The 15,534-nt window shown below is 41.6% G+C and carries 17 protein-coding genes; 4 read left to right on the top strand and 13 right to left on the bottom strand.

The window, feature by feature from the left end; genetic code table 11:
- Positions 1-9: 9 nt before the first annotated feature.
- The 5 genes from MgSA37_RS29455 to MgSA37_RS19685 form a co-directional block, all read right to left on the bottom strand.
- Positions 10-747 (bottom strand): glycoside hydrolase family 97 N-terminal domain-containing protein, encoded by a 738-nt coding sequence (locus MgSA37_RS29455; protein ID WP_197706026.1) that lies wholly within the window; start codon positions 745-747, stop codon positions 10-12.
- A 328-nt stretch (positions 748-1,075) separates the two neighbouring features.
- Positions 1,076-1,435: a DUF1493 family protein gene (locus MgSA37_RS19700; protein WP_096354342.1), complete on the bottom strand. Its 360-nt coding sequence runs from the start codon at positions 1,433-1,435 to the stop codon at positions 1,076-1,078.
- A 96-nt stretch (positions 1,436-1,531) separates the two neighbouring features.
- Complete coding sequence (locus tag MgSA37_RS19695; protein WP_096354341.1) at positions 1,532-2,041, bottom strand: GNAT family N-acetyltransferase; 510 nt, start codon at positions 2,039-2,041, stop codon at positions 1,532-1,534.
- A 568-nt stretch (positions 2,042-2,609) separates the two neighbouring features.
- Entirely contained in the window at positions 2,610-2,945 is a 336-nt protein-coding gene (locus MgSA37_RS19690) for a cupin domain-containing protein (RefSeq protein ID WP_096354339.1), read from the bottom strand.
- Positions 2,945-4,120 (bottom strand): GAF domain-containing sensor histidine kinase, encoded by a 1,176-nt coding sequence (locus MgSA37_RS19685; RefSeq protein ID WP_096354338.1) that lies wholly within the window; start codon positions 4,118-4,120, stop codon positions 2,945-2,947. Before MgSA37_RS19685 ends, MgSA37_RS19690 begins: the two co-directional genes overlap by 1 nt.
- Before the next feature lie 360 nt (positions 4,121-4,480).
- Here MgSA37_RS19685 and MgSA37_RS19680 point away from each other — a divergent pair, with 360 nt between their 5' ends.
- Positions 4,481-5,401, top strand: coding sequence for a DnaJ C-terminal domain-containing protein (locus MgSA37_RS19680; protein ID WP_096354336.1), 921 nt, complete (start codon positions 4,481-4,483; stop codon positions 5,399-5,401).
- A gap of 68 nt (positions 5,402-5,469) precedes the next feature.
- On the top strand, positions 5,470-5,763 hold the full coding sequence (locus MgSA37_RS19675) for a chaperone modulator CbpM (RefSeq protein ID WP_096354334.1): 294 nt from the start codon (positions 5,470-5,472) through the stop codon (positions 5,761-5,763).
- 54 nt (positions 5,764-5,817) lie between these two features.
- Here the strand turns inward: MgSA37_RS19675 and MgSA37_RS19670 are convergent, their stop codons facing one another.
- Both MgSA37_RS19670 and MgSA37_RS19665 read right to left on the bottom strand, forming a co-directional pair.
- Positions 5,818-7,500 (bottom strand): MutS-related protein, encoded by a 1,683-nt coding sequence (locus MgSA37_RS19670; protein WP_096354332.1) that lies wholly within the window; start codon positions 7,498-7,500, stop codon positions 5,818-5,820.
- Between the two features lie 240 nt (positions 7,501-7,740).
- Positions 7,741-8,517 (bottom strand): enoyl-CoA hydratase/isomerase family protein, encoded by a 777-nt coding sequence (locus MgSA37_RS19665; RefSeq protein ID WP_096354330.1) that lies wholly within the window; start codon positions 8,515-8,517, stop codon positions 7,741-7,743.
- A 172-nt stretch (positions 8,518-8,689) separates the two neighbouring features.
- Between MgSA37_RS19665 and MgSA37_RS19660 the strand changes: the two genes are divergently transcribed.
- Both MgSA37_RS19660 and MgSA37_RS19655 read left to right on the top strand, forming a co-directional pair.
- The gene (locus MgSA37_RS19660; RefSeq protein ID WP_096354329.1) at positions 8,690-9,322 is read left to right on the top strand and encodes a LysE family translocator; all 633 of its coding nucleotides are present in this window, start codon (positions 8,690-8,692) and stop codon (positions 9,320-9,322) included.
- A gap of 6 nt (positions 9,323-9,328) precedes the next feature.
- Entirely contained in the window at positions 9,329-9,634 is a 306-nt protein-coding gene (locus MgSA37_RS19655; RefSeq protein ID WP_096354327.1) for an MmcQ/YjbR family DNA-binding protein, read from the top strand.
- 93 nt (positions 9,635-9,727) lie between these two features.
- On the opposite strand, the gene MgSA37_RS19650 is transcribed toward MgSA37_RS19655, so the two are convergent.
- The 6 genes from MgSA37_RS19650 to MgSA37_RS19625 form a co-directional block, all read right to left on the bottom strand.
- On the bottom strand, positions 9,728-10,423 hold the full coding sequence (locus MgSA37_RS19650) for a LytR/AlgR family response regulator transcription factor (RefSeq protein WP_096354325.1): 696 nt from the start codon (positions 10,421-10,423) through the stop codon (positions 9,728-9,730).
- Complete coding sequence (locus tag MgSA37_RS19645) at positions 10,416-11,444, bottom strand: sensor histidine kinase (protein ID WP_096354323.1); 1,029 nt, start codon at positions 11,442-11,444, stop codon at positions 10,416-10,418. The genes MgSA37_RS19650 and MgSA37_RS19645 overlap by 8 nt, the downstream gene beginning before the upstream one ends.
- A gap of 17 nt (positions 11,445-11,461) precedes the next feature.
- Positions 11,462-12,676, bottom strand: a complete 1,215-nt coding sequence (locus MgSA37_RS19640) for an acyltransferase family protein (RefSeq protein WP_096354321.1) — start codon at positions 12,674-12,676, stop codon at positions 11,462-11,464.
- Positions 12,677-13,213: 537 nt separating this feature from the next.
- Positions 13,214-14,896: a PAS domain-containing sensor histidine kinase gene (locus MgSA37_RS19635; protein ID WP_096354320.1), complete on the bottom strand. Its 1,683-nt coding sequence runs from the start codon at positions 14,894-14,896 to the stop codon at positions 13,214-13,216.
- Position 14,897: 1 nt separating this feature from the next.
- On the bottom strand, positions 14,898-15,224 hold the full coding sequence (locus MgSA37_RS19630; RefSeq protein ID WP_096354318.1) for a circadian clock KaiB family protein: 327 nt from the start codon (positions 15,222-15,224) through the stop codon (positions 14,898-14,900).
- Positions 15,224-15,523: a circadian clock KaiB family protein gene (locus MgSA37_RS19625; protein WP_096354317.1), complete on the bottom strand. Its 300-nt coding sequence runs from the start codon at positions 15,521-15,523 to the stop codon at positions 15,224-15,226. The genes MgSA37_RS19630 and MgSA37_RS19625 overlap by 1 nt, the downstream gene beginning before the upstream one ends.
- Positions 15,524-15,534 lie beyond the last annotated feature (11 nt).

The following is a 15,534-nucleotide window of genomic DNA, read 5'->3' as shown; positions in this document are numbered from 1 at the left end:
AAGCAGCTTTTACTTTAATTTCGGTTTGATGAGGCAGGGGGATAACCTGCTTTCGAGCACGTTGTTGTGTTTCATCAGGTACATACCCGCGTAATCATGTAAATTAGCTTCAGTTATAGCCATATAATTCCCGCCGGGGAATTCGAACAGCGCGGGCATATCCATCAGCGTGTCAGCTTTCAAATCACGAAGGCTTGTCCTGGAATACAAGCCTTCGTGCGATGTGGTATAGTTAACACGATACATTACCGTGGCAACGGGGTTTTGTGTAAGGTTAAACGAGTCGGCCTCATCCGTAATATTTATCATCTCCGCCCATTTTTTTTGTGCAGGGATGGTATACCTGAACGCAACGCCGTCATTAAATACGCGTACTTCAATATTCATCTGTCGCCTGGTGCCCGTTTGCTCCGCAACGGGTACAATTATTCTGTTACTTTCGCTGTGGACCTTGCTGGTTTTGCCAATTAAAAGGTCGTAGTCTTCAATTATTTTTTCAGGTTTTGCAGATGAAATAATAAGGCTGTTACCAAATGGACCACCTTCCTTAAAGCTGATATTGAGCCTGGAACGATCAACCATTAAAACGCTTTTGTATGTGACCCGGTAATACAGTCCGTCCCCGTCGGTACTTAATGAAAATATGATCCTGGCGTCCGGAGAACTTACCGTGACGATTTTTCCGGCAAAGGCGCGGGAACAAAAAAACAAGCACAATATGCATATGATGCGGCAGGGTGTTGGCATACTTTTATTTTTTAGCGTCAGGAACCAGGGTAGGGGAAAATACCCTGGTAAGATTTTTCGGAAACCGGAGCCGGAATGAATCCGTTTCCGCTTTATTTCTAAACTCGTGGCCCCTGATTCCTGACTCCTGGTTCTAATCATTGGTTTGAATGATAAAAGTAGGCTATTTCTCTTTTACCTTATCATAAAACAACTGGATTTTCGTTATGGATTGAAAAAAAACGCCATTGCGGGCTACCAGCTTTCTCCCTTTAAATGCCGGACCGTTGCAAGCTGACCACACATTTATTGCTCAAAAGCAGGAGATGCTTGTAACCCGCAATGGCTTCTATAACAATTTCCCGGTTCGTACAGCATCCTGCAGGTTGCTCACCCTGAACTTTGGCTTATAGAGCCTGTTGGACAAACGGTTTACCCAAGGTGACTTATACCCAAAAACGGTTTTTAAGACCTTTACACTTGCCGACCCAGTGGGGTAACCATACTTATACCAGCTGAATTTAGATTGGTCCACACGGAAGGTCTCTGCAAATTCAGCAATGAACAGATCAATCTCTATATCAACGATATCCAGGTCGAGGTCGATACTGGTATCGAGGTTCAACGCACAGGGGTCAACTTCCCTGATCTTATACCGGGAACAGTAATCAACAATGAACGCTTTTAATTGCGGATGAATTTCTTCCATCTAAATAAAAAGTTTTTGTATCATCTGTTTTATGAGACGCCAAAACTTTTGGAAAGTTGCACCCTGAATGGCTTTTTTTAAAGAAAAATGAATGTTTCAGATGTTTTTTTCCATAACGATCAGCTCAATGGGCTGTTTTGGATTTCCGAATTTTTTATCGTGATGAAAAGGAAGCACTTCTCCGTTAGGTTGATAGCCCCGGCGCTGGTACCAGGCGATAAGTTCGTGCCGTATGCTGATCACCGTCATGGTTAAGGTATGGCAATCCAACTGCCGGGCGTATTCTTCAGCCGCAATCAGTAATTGCCGCCCTATGCCTTTTGCCTGCAGTAATGGCGAAACGCTAAACATGCCTACATATAATTTGGGTGAACGTTTTTCAAGGTAAACGCAACCCGTAATTGATCCGTTATCGCCTGTATTTTTTAAAATAATAATATCCGGATCTTCAAAATAACCGTAGAGGGTCGCCTCGTCAATCCGTAGCCCTTCAAGCAAATTGGCTTCGGTGGTCCAGCCTTTTTTGGAGGTTTCGCCGCGATAGGCGCTGTTTACTAAAATGTTAAGTTCCGGAACGTCGCTTACAAGGGCTTTTATTACTGGCATAAAGTATTTTGAAAACGACAAACCTAAACTTTTTGCAGCTGAGAACAAAAATTTGATAGCCTGCCACCGCTAATTTTTTCACTAAAGTTGCTTCGTGTTACAATTATATTTCATTATACCGCCGGCTTAAACCTTTGAAATAAATTGCGGTTTAATTTGTAAGAAAAAAAATAAACTCATTAGTAGAAAAGATTATGAAATACATAAAAGCACTTTTAGTTGGAATACTGACTATCGGAACATTTAGCGGCGCAATGGCCCAGGATCACCCTATTCACCATAAGCACAACCGCCGTCATCATCACTATCATCATTCAGCTCATAAAGATGAACATCGTTAGAAAAGAAAAGCCCCGGATTTACGAGGGCACTGAAAAAGTCCTTTAAAGTTAAATAGGTAGTTTTACAAGTAAAATGGAGGCTCTGAGAATCGTCTGCACGAAAGTGAGTTCCACCACCTACCCGAACAAGTCAAAGAAAAAGAGGCTGTTTTCAATAATGAAAACAGCCTCTTTTGATAAATAGTCACTTTTTCAGTGCCCTCGGATTTACCGGGGCTTTTTGTTGATTAAAGTGCCCGGTAGTCTTCCCTTACCGGGCTGAAAATGTCTATCAGTTTACAATCGGTGATGGCGATGCCGCTATGCCATGCATTTGATGGTATGATAGCAAATAAGCCCGGATCTAATATTTGGGGAATATCGTTAACGGTCATCTCAAACTTGCCTTCAACCGAGAAGGAGCATTGCTCATGAATGTGCCTGTGCCGCGGTATAGAACAGCCTGCCTTTACCTCAATAAAATTGATGGTGTTGGTGGAAGTATGGATCAGTTTAGAGAAAAAGCCCGGGGCAATTTCTTTGGTATCGATTGAAGAAAATTTTTGAAATATGGATTCTTCCATTATATAATAATTTTGAAACTCGTGCCTTTATCAATTTCGCTTTCAACAGTGATTTTACCATCAAGCCGTTCAATAAACTCTTTTACCAGCATAAGACCCAAGCCGCTGCCTTTTTCTTTATGGGTACCTAAAGTTGATCTAAAGGAATTATTTTCAAGCAACTCAACAGCCTTTTCAGGCGACATCCCCACACCGGTATCAGTTATGGTAAACAGCGTTTTTAATCCCTTTGGCTGCATTTCAACCGTAATGTTTCCGTTGGCGGTGAATTTATTGGCGTTGCTTATCAGGTTTCGTAAAATGAATTCCAAAGCTCTTTCGTCAGAATGGATGATGGTTTGCCTTGGTATACTATTGATCAGTTTATTGTTTTTTGCCTTGCTTTTTAATGATTCGGTGCCAAAAACCCGTTTTACCAGCTTATAAAAATCAAAATCCTTTAATTGTAAACTACCAAACTGTAATTGCTGCTGCCCCCAGCTTACAATGTTTTCAACCATTTCGATAGTGTTGGTTAATTGGCCACTTACCATCTCCATCATTTCGGCAGCATCTAATGTATCAATAATATTGGTTTGTTTAAGTTCGATGATATTTTTAATAGACGATAAGGGCGTTCTGACGTCATGTGCGAGTATGGAAATTATTCTTTTTTGGTTTTCGGTGAGGTAATAAAGCTCCTTGTTTTTTATCCTCAGTTCGGTAATTTTTATTACATTATTGGCGAGTACTTTTAAACCAAACCTTTGTTTTTCAGTTAAGCGGCCCGGACTCCGGTCAATTACACAGAGGGTGCCCAGGCGGTACCCTCCGCTGGTTACCAGCGGCATCCCGGCATAAAAACGGATTTCCGGGTTATTGGTTACCAGTGGATTATCTTTAAAGCGCAAGTCTTCCAAGGTATCAGGCACTTCAAAAAGGCCCTCCTGCAAAATGGCATGGCTGCAAAAAGAAATATCCCGGGTGGTTTCGCTTACATCAAGTCCGACCCGGGCCTTAAACCATTGGCGGTTTGAATCGACAAGACTAATTAACGAAATAGGCATATTGCACAATATGGAGGCAAGTTTTACGATCTCGTCAAATTCGGCTTCCTGCGGTGTATCCAATAAACCACTTTGGTGCAGGTCCTGAAGCCTCTTGCTCTCATTTTTAGGAATTGGTGCTGAAATCATTTATTTGCCGGATTTTTGGCAGTTTATTATTTTAATGAACAATTAAGATAAATAGCTTTTGTATGATGATTATAGTTTTGGCTTAAAAATATAAGACTATCTATAAAAAAGCGTAGCATATTTAAACAAACGAAAAAAGACCTCACAAAGTTCATCGTAAAGTTAAAAAATCCTTTTTATCAAGAAACAAAATAAATAACCGGTAATAGCTGAATAATACAATTGCTCTTTATATTTTTGAAAGGAAGAAGTTTTTATAAGTCTAAAAGATTGATCCTGACGTTTAAACTGTCGCAAATCGGTCAAACTAAAAATGCTGTTTAACATTATCTGTAAAAATATTTTATACAACCTTCAACTATGGCATTTATTGATTATTACCAGGTATTGGGTATTGCTAAAAATGCAACTGATAAGGATATTAAAAATGCTTACCGAAAGCTCGCACGAAAATATCATCCCGACTTAAATCCTAACGATGCTGAAGCAAACAAAAAATTTCAGCAACTGAACGAAGCCAACGAGGTGCTGAGCGATCCTGAAAAAAGGAAAAAATATGATAAATACGGCGAAAACTGGCAGCATGGCGAGGAACACGAAAGGTATGAACAGCAGCAGCGCAGCCGCCAGCAAGGCGCTTATACAGGGGGGCAGGGCTCAAGCTTTGAAGGATTTGGTACTGAAGGTTTTGGAAGTGAAGATTTTTCCGATTTTTTTCAATCTATGTTCGGGCAGGGAGCAAGATCGGCAGGCGGGAGCAGGCAGTCTAAGTTTCGCGGGCAAGACTTTAATGCATCGCTTGGTTTAAGCCTAAAGGACGTTGCCGAAACCCATAAACAAACCCTAACGGTTAACGGTAAAAACATCAGGATAACGATCCCGGCGGGGATTGAAAACGGGCAGATCATTAAAATTGCCGGGCACGGCGGCCCGGGTGTAAATGGCGGCCCGGCCGGCGATCTGTTTATTACTTTTTCAATAGAAGATGATCCGCAATTTAAACGAATTGGCAATGATCTGTATGCCACCACTAAACTCGACCTTTTTACCGCAGTGCTTGGTGGCGAAGTAACCATTGATACCCTGAGCGGCAAAGTGAAAATAAAAGTAAAACCCGAAACCCAGAACGGCACAAAGGTTAAGCTGAAAGGCAAAGGAATGCCGGTTTATAAAAAGGAAAGCGAATTCGGTGATTTGTTTGTTACCTACGACATCCAGATCCCCGCGAACCTTACCGATAAGCAGAAGAAGTTATTTGAGGAGATAAGAGATAGTCAGTAGAGTCAGTAAAGTCAGTAAAGTCCGAAAGCCCTTCGATAGGACCAATGAACTAATGAACCATTGAACCAATGAACCAGAAAGAGATGGAAAATTTAATAGCAATAACAACCATTTGTACTTATCACGAAGTTGAATATACTTTTATCAACTCTTTAAGCGAGGCTGGATTGCTTCACCTGGAAGTTGTTGACCAAACGCCCTATATCCCTGAAAGCGACCTGCAAAGGCTGGAAAAAATGATCAGGATGCACCACGAACTGGAGATTAATGTTGCCGGCATTGAAGCCATTAGCCATTTACTGGAACGCGTTGAACAAATGCAGGAAGAAATTCGGGTGCTGAGGAATCGGGTAAATTTCTGATCTGATCAGACTTACGAAGTTTTTAAAACTTCGTAAGTCTTCAACGAGCCGTACTCACATCGAATATTTCCGTTTCAACTCCTCACTCACGATATAAGCATCCTCCACCACCGATTCAGGGTAGCCGATGGTTTCCAAAATGGCGATGCCATTTTTGTTTTTCAATACGCCGGTCTTCATTTTGTAATCAAATACCAGGCGGGTATCGTTTACCGATTCCTCGAAAGAATAAACCGCATAATCATTGTCGAGTAATTCGGCAAGCTCAAGGTCATGGGTGGATACAAATACAAAGTTTTTATTATCCGTGAGGTAAGTAAGCACTGATTTTGCTGCCGCGATACGCTCAATGGTATTGGTGCCACGGAAGATCTCATCAATAATAACCAGGCTTTTAACTGGCTCGTCGCCGCCGCTCTGGTTGATGATATCAAGAATAGATAAAGCTTCAGCCTGGAAATAACTCTTATTTTCGCCCAGGTCGTCAGTGGTCCGTATGCTGGTCTGAATTTTAAGCAAGGGCGCTTTATATTCAGTTGTGCAGGTGGTATAAATGGTTTGCGCCAACAAAGTATTTAAGGCAATAGACCGGATAAAAGTGGTTTTGCCGGACATATTGGAGCCGGTGATCAACACCCCTTCATCTGTACGGGTGTGGATAGAGTTGGGCACGCAGTTATAGATCAGCGGGTGGAACATATCGGTAAGGTCCATCCGAAGGTTATCAGTATAAAAAACAGGTTTGCTGTAATGCGGTAAACCTGCTCTAACCGACAGGATCGCGATAAGCGCGTCGATCTCTGCCACATATTTATACAGTACTTCGATATCAGAGCGGTATTTGTTTATGCGTTTTACCGATGTGATGAACATCAATGGTTCCAGCAAAAATGTCACTTTAAATAGCTTATAAATGGCATAGCTTAAGTTTTCAGGGTTGCCGGCTATTTTGCTTTCAAAATTTACAAGACGTAAGGAGCGGTTAAGCCCGGACAAATTATTCAGGCTTTGTTTAGTAAGTTCATCCTGTTCAAATTTTACCGTTTTTAATAATTTACGGGCAACGCTATGCAGGATCATCAACTGTGGCAACGACCGGGTGTAGGATGATATTTTATTCCGGGTGCCGAAATGGAGGGCAATGTTGCCGAGAATCAATACCAGCAACACCACGAAACTGATAGGGTTGGGCACAATAAACAAGGATACCAGTAAGCCGATTATGGCAATGCCCGAGATCCTGATATAAAGGCTCATTAATGGAACCAGTAAAAATTCATGTTCTTTTAAAAATAATTCTGCCAGGTAATAAGCATCAGTACTGTTAAGCTTTGAAATATCAAGTTCAATTCTTTCAAGGTCGGGGCGTAGTATATTAAGCGTTTCAATTTTACGGTCGAATTTTAAAAGGTCCTCAAATGATGTTTCAGGAGTAAACAGCTTTTTGTAGAGGTACTGTTTTCCGGGTTTTGAGTTTGTCCGGTCAATAAAGTTAAAAACGTTGTTCAGGTCAAGGTCATCAGCAATCGGCATTGAAACCCTTGCCGGGTCATCAATACCATTTAAATAGGCAGCAATGAGTTTGAAATTACGACGTGAATTTACCGGGCGGCCCCATTTGTTTTTTATTCTTTCCAGATTTCTTTCTGTTGTTCTGCGTTCAGCGTAATAATTGTAAACGTAAAAAACTACCAGTATACATACTAAAACTACTACGGTAAATAACCAATAAAACATAGGGAAAATATATCAGTAAAAGGTAAATAATTTTTTTTCAAACCTATCGTAAAGCTATTTAAACTTTAACAATAAGCAATACTTATACAAATAATTAATTGTAAAAAAATACAATTGATCGTCTGCTTTATACGGGTTTTGGAAGTTAAAGTTGTTTAAGCAACTGATAAAATATTTATCGTTTTTAACATGAAGTGTAATCAGGCAATTGGTTGAAAAGATAAAAAAACAGGTCTTGTTTTATCTTTTTCCGCCTAAAAATCCCTTCAGTGCCTGCTGCGTAAATTCTGACAATACCAGTGCGCCGCTGATGGCCGCCCGGTGGTTAAGTAGCTCGTCCCAGTCGGCAGTACCTTCCCACAAAATTTCTTTTAAACCATTAAGCGCTTCAGGGTGGTAAGCGGCCAGTTTTTCAGTTAATGCAACAATCGCATCGTCCAGGGCCGTAATATCAGGATAGACTTCATTGTAAAGGCCCTTTTCCATCGCCCATTTCGCCGACTGAAAATCAACGGCACGGATAGTGAGCTGAGAAAATGCAGGCAAACCAATTTTGCGAATAACGGCAGGCGAAATAACAAAAGGCCCTATGCCAATAGCCAGTTCGCTAAGTTTAACGGATGCAGCTTCGGTTGCCAGGCAATAATCGGCCGCGGCGGCCAGGCCAACTCCGCCGCCAACTGCTTTTCCCTGGATGCGGGCGATGATGATTTTTGGAGATTTACGACACGCATTAATTACCCGCGCAAACCCCGAAAAGAATTCGGCGCCGGCTTGTTTGTCTTTGATCAGGAGTAATTCATCAAAACTGGCGCCGGCACAAAAAGTTCGGTTGCCGTCGCTCTTTAAAATGATTATGCGGGTTTGTGAATCGTTGCCCGCCTGATTGATCTTCGCCGTTAAGTCGTTCAGCAAAGCTGTTGGTAACGAATTTTGAGCCGGATGATAAAAACTGATAGTGGCAATGCCGCTTTGATTTATGCTAAGGGTTACGTTTCCGTTATCGGGTACTGACATAGGTTGTATTGGAGTGAATAGCCTTTCAAATTTAACTTAAAATAGGTTAATCATTTAAATAAACCGGATTTTCAATTTGAATTAAAAAATAAATACTGCATTTTTAATTATGCAAATGAAGGATGCCAACTAATCAACCCAATCAAACTTAATCAACCCAATCAACCAACACATGTTCAACTTTCAAAACCTGTACTTGTTCTTCATCGCATCCTTGCTGCTGAACCTCACGCCGGGTAACGATATGCTATACGTGGCTTCGCGCAGCGTGTCACAGGGAATAAAGGCGGGCATTGCGTCAGCCGCAGGTATTTTTGTTGGTTGTTTTGTACATATTTCAGCAGCAGTGCTGGGTTTATCCCTTGTTATATCAAAGTCGGCGAACCTGTTTCAAATCATTAAATTTGCCGGCGCGGGCTACCTTATTTACCTGGGAATTAAAGCATTATTATCAAAACCTGTTGTTGATGATACAAATGAAAAGCCATCAAAAGCAAATTACTGGAAATTATTTAAACAAGGGATTGTAACCAATGCTTTAAATCCAAAGGTTGCTGTTTTCTTTTTGTCGTTTTTGCCACAATTTATTGACCCGGGATCGCCTTTTTTTAAGTTCCGGTTGCTTACGCCCGGCGTTTGGTTTGCCGCGCAGGGCACTTTGGTGCTCATCATTGTAGCCTGCATTTTGGGAAAGTCGAAAGACTTTTTCAGGAACAATCCAAAAGTTTGGCGCATACAGGAAAAAATCACAGGTTTTATTTTGATCGGCCTGGGGGTTAAGATCGCGCTCGCATCCCAAACGTAACCAAAAATGGATATAGAAACCGCCCGGCAATTAGCTTTATCCCTACCCGGTACAGTGGAACTGGACCATTTTGGGCGACCATCTTTCCGGTTCAACAACAAAATATTTGCAACCCTTTGGCCCGGCCAAAACCGGATGATGGTAAAGTTAACCCCAATTGACCAGGATGTATTTCATTCATTTGATCCTGCCGTTTTTTACCCCGTTCCCAATAAATGGGGTTTAAAGGGCGCAACTTTTGTTGAATTGTCCATAGTGAGGCGGGATATGCTGGAAGATGCTTTGAATTTGGCGTATGGGTTACTTAAGTAATACATTGGGGCCGGAAGTCCGAAAGATAGACGTTAAATCTGTATATATTTACATCTGCACATCAGCACATCAGCACATTTGCATATCCGCACATCACCTCACAATCTGCCCTAAAACTTCTTCCCGCAAATATTTACTTATTGGCACCATATGTTTTTTTATATGGAGGGTATTGCCATCAATACTATCCACCTTATTTATGGCGGCGATGTATGATTTGTGGGTTTGAACAAATTGCCCGGGGGGCAATTTCTCCAAAAGACCTTTGATAGTAGTATGGATGATGAGTTTTTTGTTTTCAAAATGGATGGCTGCGTAGTTTTCCATCCCTTCTATAAACAGGATCTCGTCAAAATTTATTTTCTCCAGCCGGCCGTTTGATTTGGCAAACATATAAGGGATAGCTTCACTACCTTTTTGTTCCTTCGAGGCGAAATAATCCTGTGCCTTCCATGCTGCTTTTAAGAAGCGTTCGTACGAGATAGGCTTAAGCAAATAATCGAGCACGTCAAGCTCAAAGCCTTGTATGGCATATTGCTCGTAAGCCGTGGTAAAAATAACTTTTGGCGGCCTGGGCAGCGCCCTGATAAAATCAACACCCGTAATATGCGGCATTTGTATATCCAGGAAAAGCAGATCCACCGTTTGTTGCTGCAGCAATTCATTTAACTGTAATGCATCTTCACAAACTCCTTTCAGGTCCAGCAAACCAACCTTTTCAATATAGCCCTGCAAACCTTTTCGGGCGAATGGTTCGTCATCAGTTATGATGCAAGTGATTTTATTCATAGTTCAATGTAAGCTCAGCTGTAAAATTGTTATGTTCTTTTTTTATAAAAAAAATATGCCTGCCCGGATACAGCAGATCGAGCCTTCGTTTTAAATTCTCCAGCCCGATGCCGCCTTTTCGGGTAGCTGGCGTTTCAAATTCCGGGACAGAATTTTCTACCCTGAAATGGATCTTATTGTTAACCGTTCCGGCGCTGATAGCTAATTTATAATCGCCCCCTAAAAACTTAAAAGCATTCTCCACTAACGGTAAAAATAACAGGGGGTACACCATTTGCCCGTCGAGTTTTTCATCGATGCTGACGTTCAATTTAAGCCTGTCGCTGCTCCGGATCTTTTGCAGGTCGATGAAACTTTGCAGGTATTCCATTTCATTTTTAACCGGTACCTGCTGCTGCTGGTCGTACAACTGGTAACGCAACAGTTCGGAAAATTTTTCGATGCTGTTTTTAGCGCCGGGCAGGTCATCATCCATTTGGAAATAAATGGTATTTAAGGCGTTGAATAGAAAGTGCGGATGATACTGTGATTTCAGAAATTTGAGCTCTGTTTCCAGGTGATCGTTGGTTACTTTTTCCAGCAGTACCCGGTTGTCAACATAGGCCATCATATAGGTACGTGCCCGGGCTATGCCATAATATACAATAGTATAAAGGCTGGGTATGGTACAAATATCCGCCAGGTCATCCATAAAAAGCCGGCCGTTAATAATTATTACCCAGGGCGTAAATACGAGATTTACCAGCACCAGGTTAAGCCCTACCATAATGGCCAGCTCACGTACTACATTCTGGTATCGAAATTGAAGGGGCCAGTGTTGATCGTAATATTTAAATAAACGCTCAAATAAATAAACACCTGCGTAGCCTACAATTAAGCTTAACATAATCTCTATTGTATTTTGCGACCATGTCCTTTTCCAAAACCGAAGGCCTATATCCGTATCATGCAGCAGCCTTACCGTAAAGTAAATCAGCAGGCCGTATAGCGGCGGGAAAATATATTTCCTAAAAATTTTCATTGGTTCAAATTACAAATTTAAGCGGAAAGCATAGCCACTTCGCCTGATTTTTCGGTTTCGGGAAAAGTGGCAACCTTTTTCTTCGTCTTTGGTTTCATCCCAAACAAAAACCGTGTCAGCGCAAATGGCCTTACCAGCAGGTGATAGATACCGACTGTTATAAAAAAGGTAAATCCAACGGTATAAATATACTTTGATAAAATGCTTTCGTTCTGTGTTTGAACGATATAATAAGTCAGTATTACAATCACAGTTTGGTGCAAAATATAAAACGGATAAACTGCCTGGTTTAAATAATCAAGCACTTTATGTTTACGGTTCATGTATTTTTTGCCGTAACCCACCAGGGCCAGTACCCAGCTCCAGGCCACAATGGCCTTTAACGCTAAAAATAACTCCACTAATGAATAGCCGCCGAAAGGCCATTGAGCTTCGCCGGGTTCAATTTTGTTCCAGCGTAAACAGTTGAGGAAAATTAAACAAACAAACCCAATAGTCAAAGCAAAGCGGCGGTTGCGCTCCAAACTATCCATCAGCAGCGGTTGTGTAATGCAGATAAAACCGGCCAGCAGGAAAAACAGCCAGTAAACAAAATAGCAGTAATCATGTGCCAGGTCGTTCGTTTCGGGGAATTTGGCGGCAAGCAGGGCATACCAAATAATACCGGGAATCATTAAAATATAGAGCCATTTTCCTTTGGCCAGCAAGGCCAGTTTTTCTTTCAGGAGGATGCTTTTGGGCGATGCCATCCAGGCAAATAGCGGCGCAAACAAAATATCGTACAAAAACAGGTAGGCAATAAACCAAAGGTGGTGCCAACTAAAGCTCCCTTTTGGATAAGGCACAAAATTGAATACGGTTTTATAAAAGTTCCAGATACCGCCAGTGTACCCGTTATTTAACCGCTCCATATAGATCTGTGGCGGAACAATAAAAAACATGCCCACCAGGAGCGGAATAAACAGGCGGCGAAACCTTAAACCGATAAAGCTGATACTGCTGCGGCGCTGCATCATAAAATAACTTACGGTGCCCGAAATAAAGAAAAGCAGGGGCATGCGGAACAGGTGCATAAAATAGTTTGATTCCATTAAAAGATTGCTGGTTTCGTGGTTTTTGATATGCCACCAATCACCGGTCACATAGGGCATTGCCGAGTGGAAGAATAATACCCCTACTATAGATAGTATTCTTAACCAGTCGAGATAGGTTTGACGTGCTGAGGTTTCCATTTTTTCTTTTTTGATATAAAGAAACTATTATCAGCACTTGCGCCAAAACCTTTTTGACCAAAGGACGGTTTTTGGTGATGAGTGGAATATCACCAATGAATGGTGTTGTAACGTGGCGAACGGCAATAACATTTACGCAAAAAATCCATGATGTGTTATGATACTATTGTCATGTCATTAATAAATTGACGTTCAGCTTTTATCAGAAAAGCTTAAAAATGCCGGGAGGATGTTAGGTAAGATAGTGTAAACCCTATTGTAATAGGTTGATGTATAAATAGCTTATTATTAAGTATTTAAAAAATCTGAATCCCTAAAAGTGTAAATCTTTTGTAAACCCTTTTTGTACTTTTTCCCTTCAATGAACTTACGGATTGACGATAGGTCAATTTATGATTGACACGACCCTGGCAGTCATGCCCCCCCTGATTTTTGGGTCGCTCCAGGCGGCGACTGATTACCGGGGGCCTTAATTTATTGTAGAGTGGGAAGTATGTGTGTTGTAACTTAATAAGAGGCGAAAATCGCTTTGGCCTTTTAGCTTTCACCTTTCTGCTCAATCAGTGGTAACTCAAAATAAAAAACGGCCCCTTTACCTAATTCACTCTCAACCCCTATTTGGCCCCTGTGGTTGTGGATAATGTCGGTTGATATATACAGGCCCATGCCCAGGCCGCTGGTGAGGTGTTTTTTATCCTCCACCCGATAAAAACGTTCAAAAATCCGTTGCTTCTGATCTGTTGATAGGCCAATGCCAAAATCTATCACTGATACCCGCACCCGGTGCTCATGGCGGGTTGTTTTGATGATAACCTTTTTATTGCCGTGTGAGTATTTAACAGCATTGTTGATCAGGTTCATTAACACCTGTTCCAATCTTTCCGGGTTACCATTCACCAGGTATTCACTGCCGTCTTCGTTAATGAAAATATTATCCGGGTAAATATGTACGGCATTTTCGATGCAGACTCTGATCAATTCCGAGATGTTAACGGTTGAAAATGCATACTCCAGTTTTCCGGCTTGTATTTTGCTAACATCCAGAAGGTCATTGATCAACGACTGCAATTTATTTAGCGCTTTGTTAGCCTTCTCAATATATTGCGTAATCCTATGCGGCAACTCCTCTTTCTGGTAGGTTCCCATCAGTTGCAAATACCCTTTCAGGCTGGTTAAGGGTGTTTTTAATTCATGGCTGGCAATACCAATAAACTCATCCCTTTTTTCCATTTCCTTTTTTTGGTCTTCAATATCGGTTGCTGTTCCTACCCAAAAAACAATCGCTCCCATTTCATTTTTGAGGGGTACGGCGCGGTTAAGGTGCCACCGGTAAACCCCGTCGCCGCCTCTTTTATACCGGTTTTCCATCTCGAGGGCTGTGCCGGTTTTTATAGCCAGCTGATACCGTTGCAGCGTTAAAGCCAAATCATCAGGGTGGATCGCTTTTTGCCAGCCAAGGCCTTTGCTTTCGTCGGTACCAAGACCGGTATAGGCATACCATTGCTGGTTAAAATAATCAATTTCGCCATTGGGCAAGTTAGTCCAGGTCATTTGCGGAATGTTATTGGCCAGGAATTTAAAATGCTCCCTGCTTAAAAATAATTCATTCGTACGCTCTTTAACGGTATCCTCCAATTGATTATTAAGTTTTTCCGTAACCATATGCGCCGCGGCCAACTGGAGATTTTTTATTTTGAGTTGTTTTTCAGCATCCTTAAGGACGGTAAGATCAGTTAAAATAAGGCTTAGGGCCGTGCCTTCGTCCAGCTCGAGTGTGTTGCATGACAACAGGCACGGTACCAAACGCTCGGCGCTTGAGATGAGTTCAATTTCCTCTTTGCAGTCTTCGTTCCAGGCATTCGATATAAGCCTGTCAAAAGCTTCGCGAAAGATCTCCGGAATAAAAAGATTAAACTGCAGCCCGATTGTTTTTTCGAGGGGCAGGTTCACCATCATGGCGAAACGGGTATTGCTGTATAAAATAATCCCCTCGTGGTTGATGGTTACCGCACCTTCGTTCATTTTTTCGATGAACACCCGGTAGGTTTGATCGGCAGTTTTAAGCGTATAGATCTGGTGACCCTCTCCGTTATTTACAATCAGCGCGTCAACCTGCCCGGTGCGAATAGCCTCCACGGTATCATTGGCTTCCTCTAATTGTAACCTTAACTCTTCGTTTTCGCTCAATAACTGCTCATATGTTATTTTTGCTCGATCCATATTATTGGCTAGATGATAAATTTAATCCCCGTAACACCTTTTCTTTATCTGACATATCACCAATCAACCTTCGTTGCGGGAACGGAAACTTTTTTATAAGCAACGGCAAGGCTACGATTTGTTCTTTTTCGGCAATTAAAGGCTGCTGATAAACATCTACAATATCCAGCTGATACCTGCCTTTAAGGTGAGTTTCACACAACTCCTTTAAGTTCGATATCGCTCTTACCGAGTTGGGGGTTGCACCTGTTACAAACAGGCACAACCTGAAAATATCGTCGTTGTATGAATTTTCATTTTCTACGGGCACTTGCTTTTGCTTGATCATTATTGTTTTATATTAACCGGCCGTATATTTAATCCTACCAACACCTTTTCTTCATTTGATAAATCGCCGATGATTTTCCGTATGGGCTCAGGTACTTTACGTACCAGGGTAGGTACAGCAAAAATCTGGTCTCCTTCGGCCAGTTGCGGCTTAACCAAAAGGTCAATTACCTCAATTTTATATTCTCCGTGCAAATATTCCTCGCAATATTTATTAAGGTTGGCCAGGGCCGTTTGAGATTTTGCCGTTTTGCCGGCTATATATAACCTTAACTCGTATTGATATCTTTTTGTTTCCATTATTATTTCAG

Source organism: Mucilaginibacter gotjawali, assembly GCF_002355435.1.
In the GTDB taxonomy this organism is placed as follows: Bacteria; Bacteroidota; Bacteroidia; order Sphingobacteriales; family Sphingobacteriaceae; genus Mucilaginibacter; species Mucilaginibacter gotjawali.
This window is presented reverse-complemented; position numbering and strand designations above follow the sequence as displayed.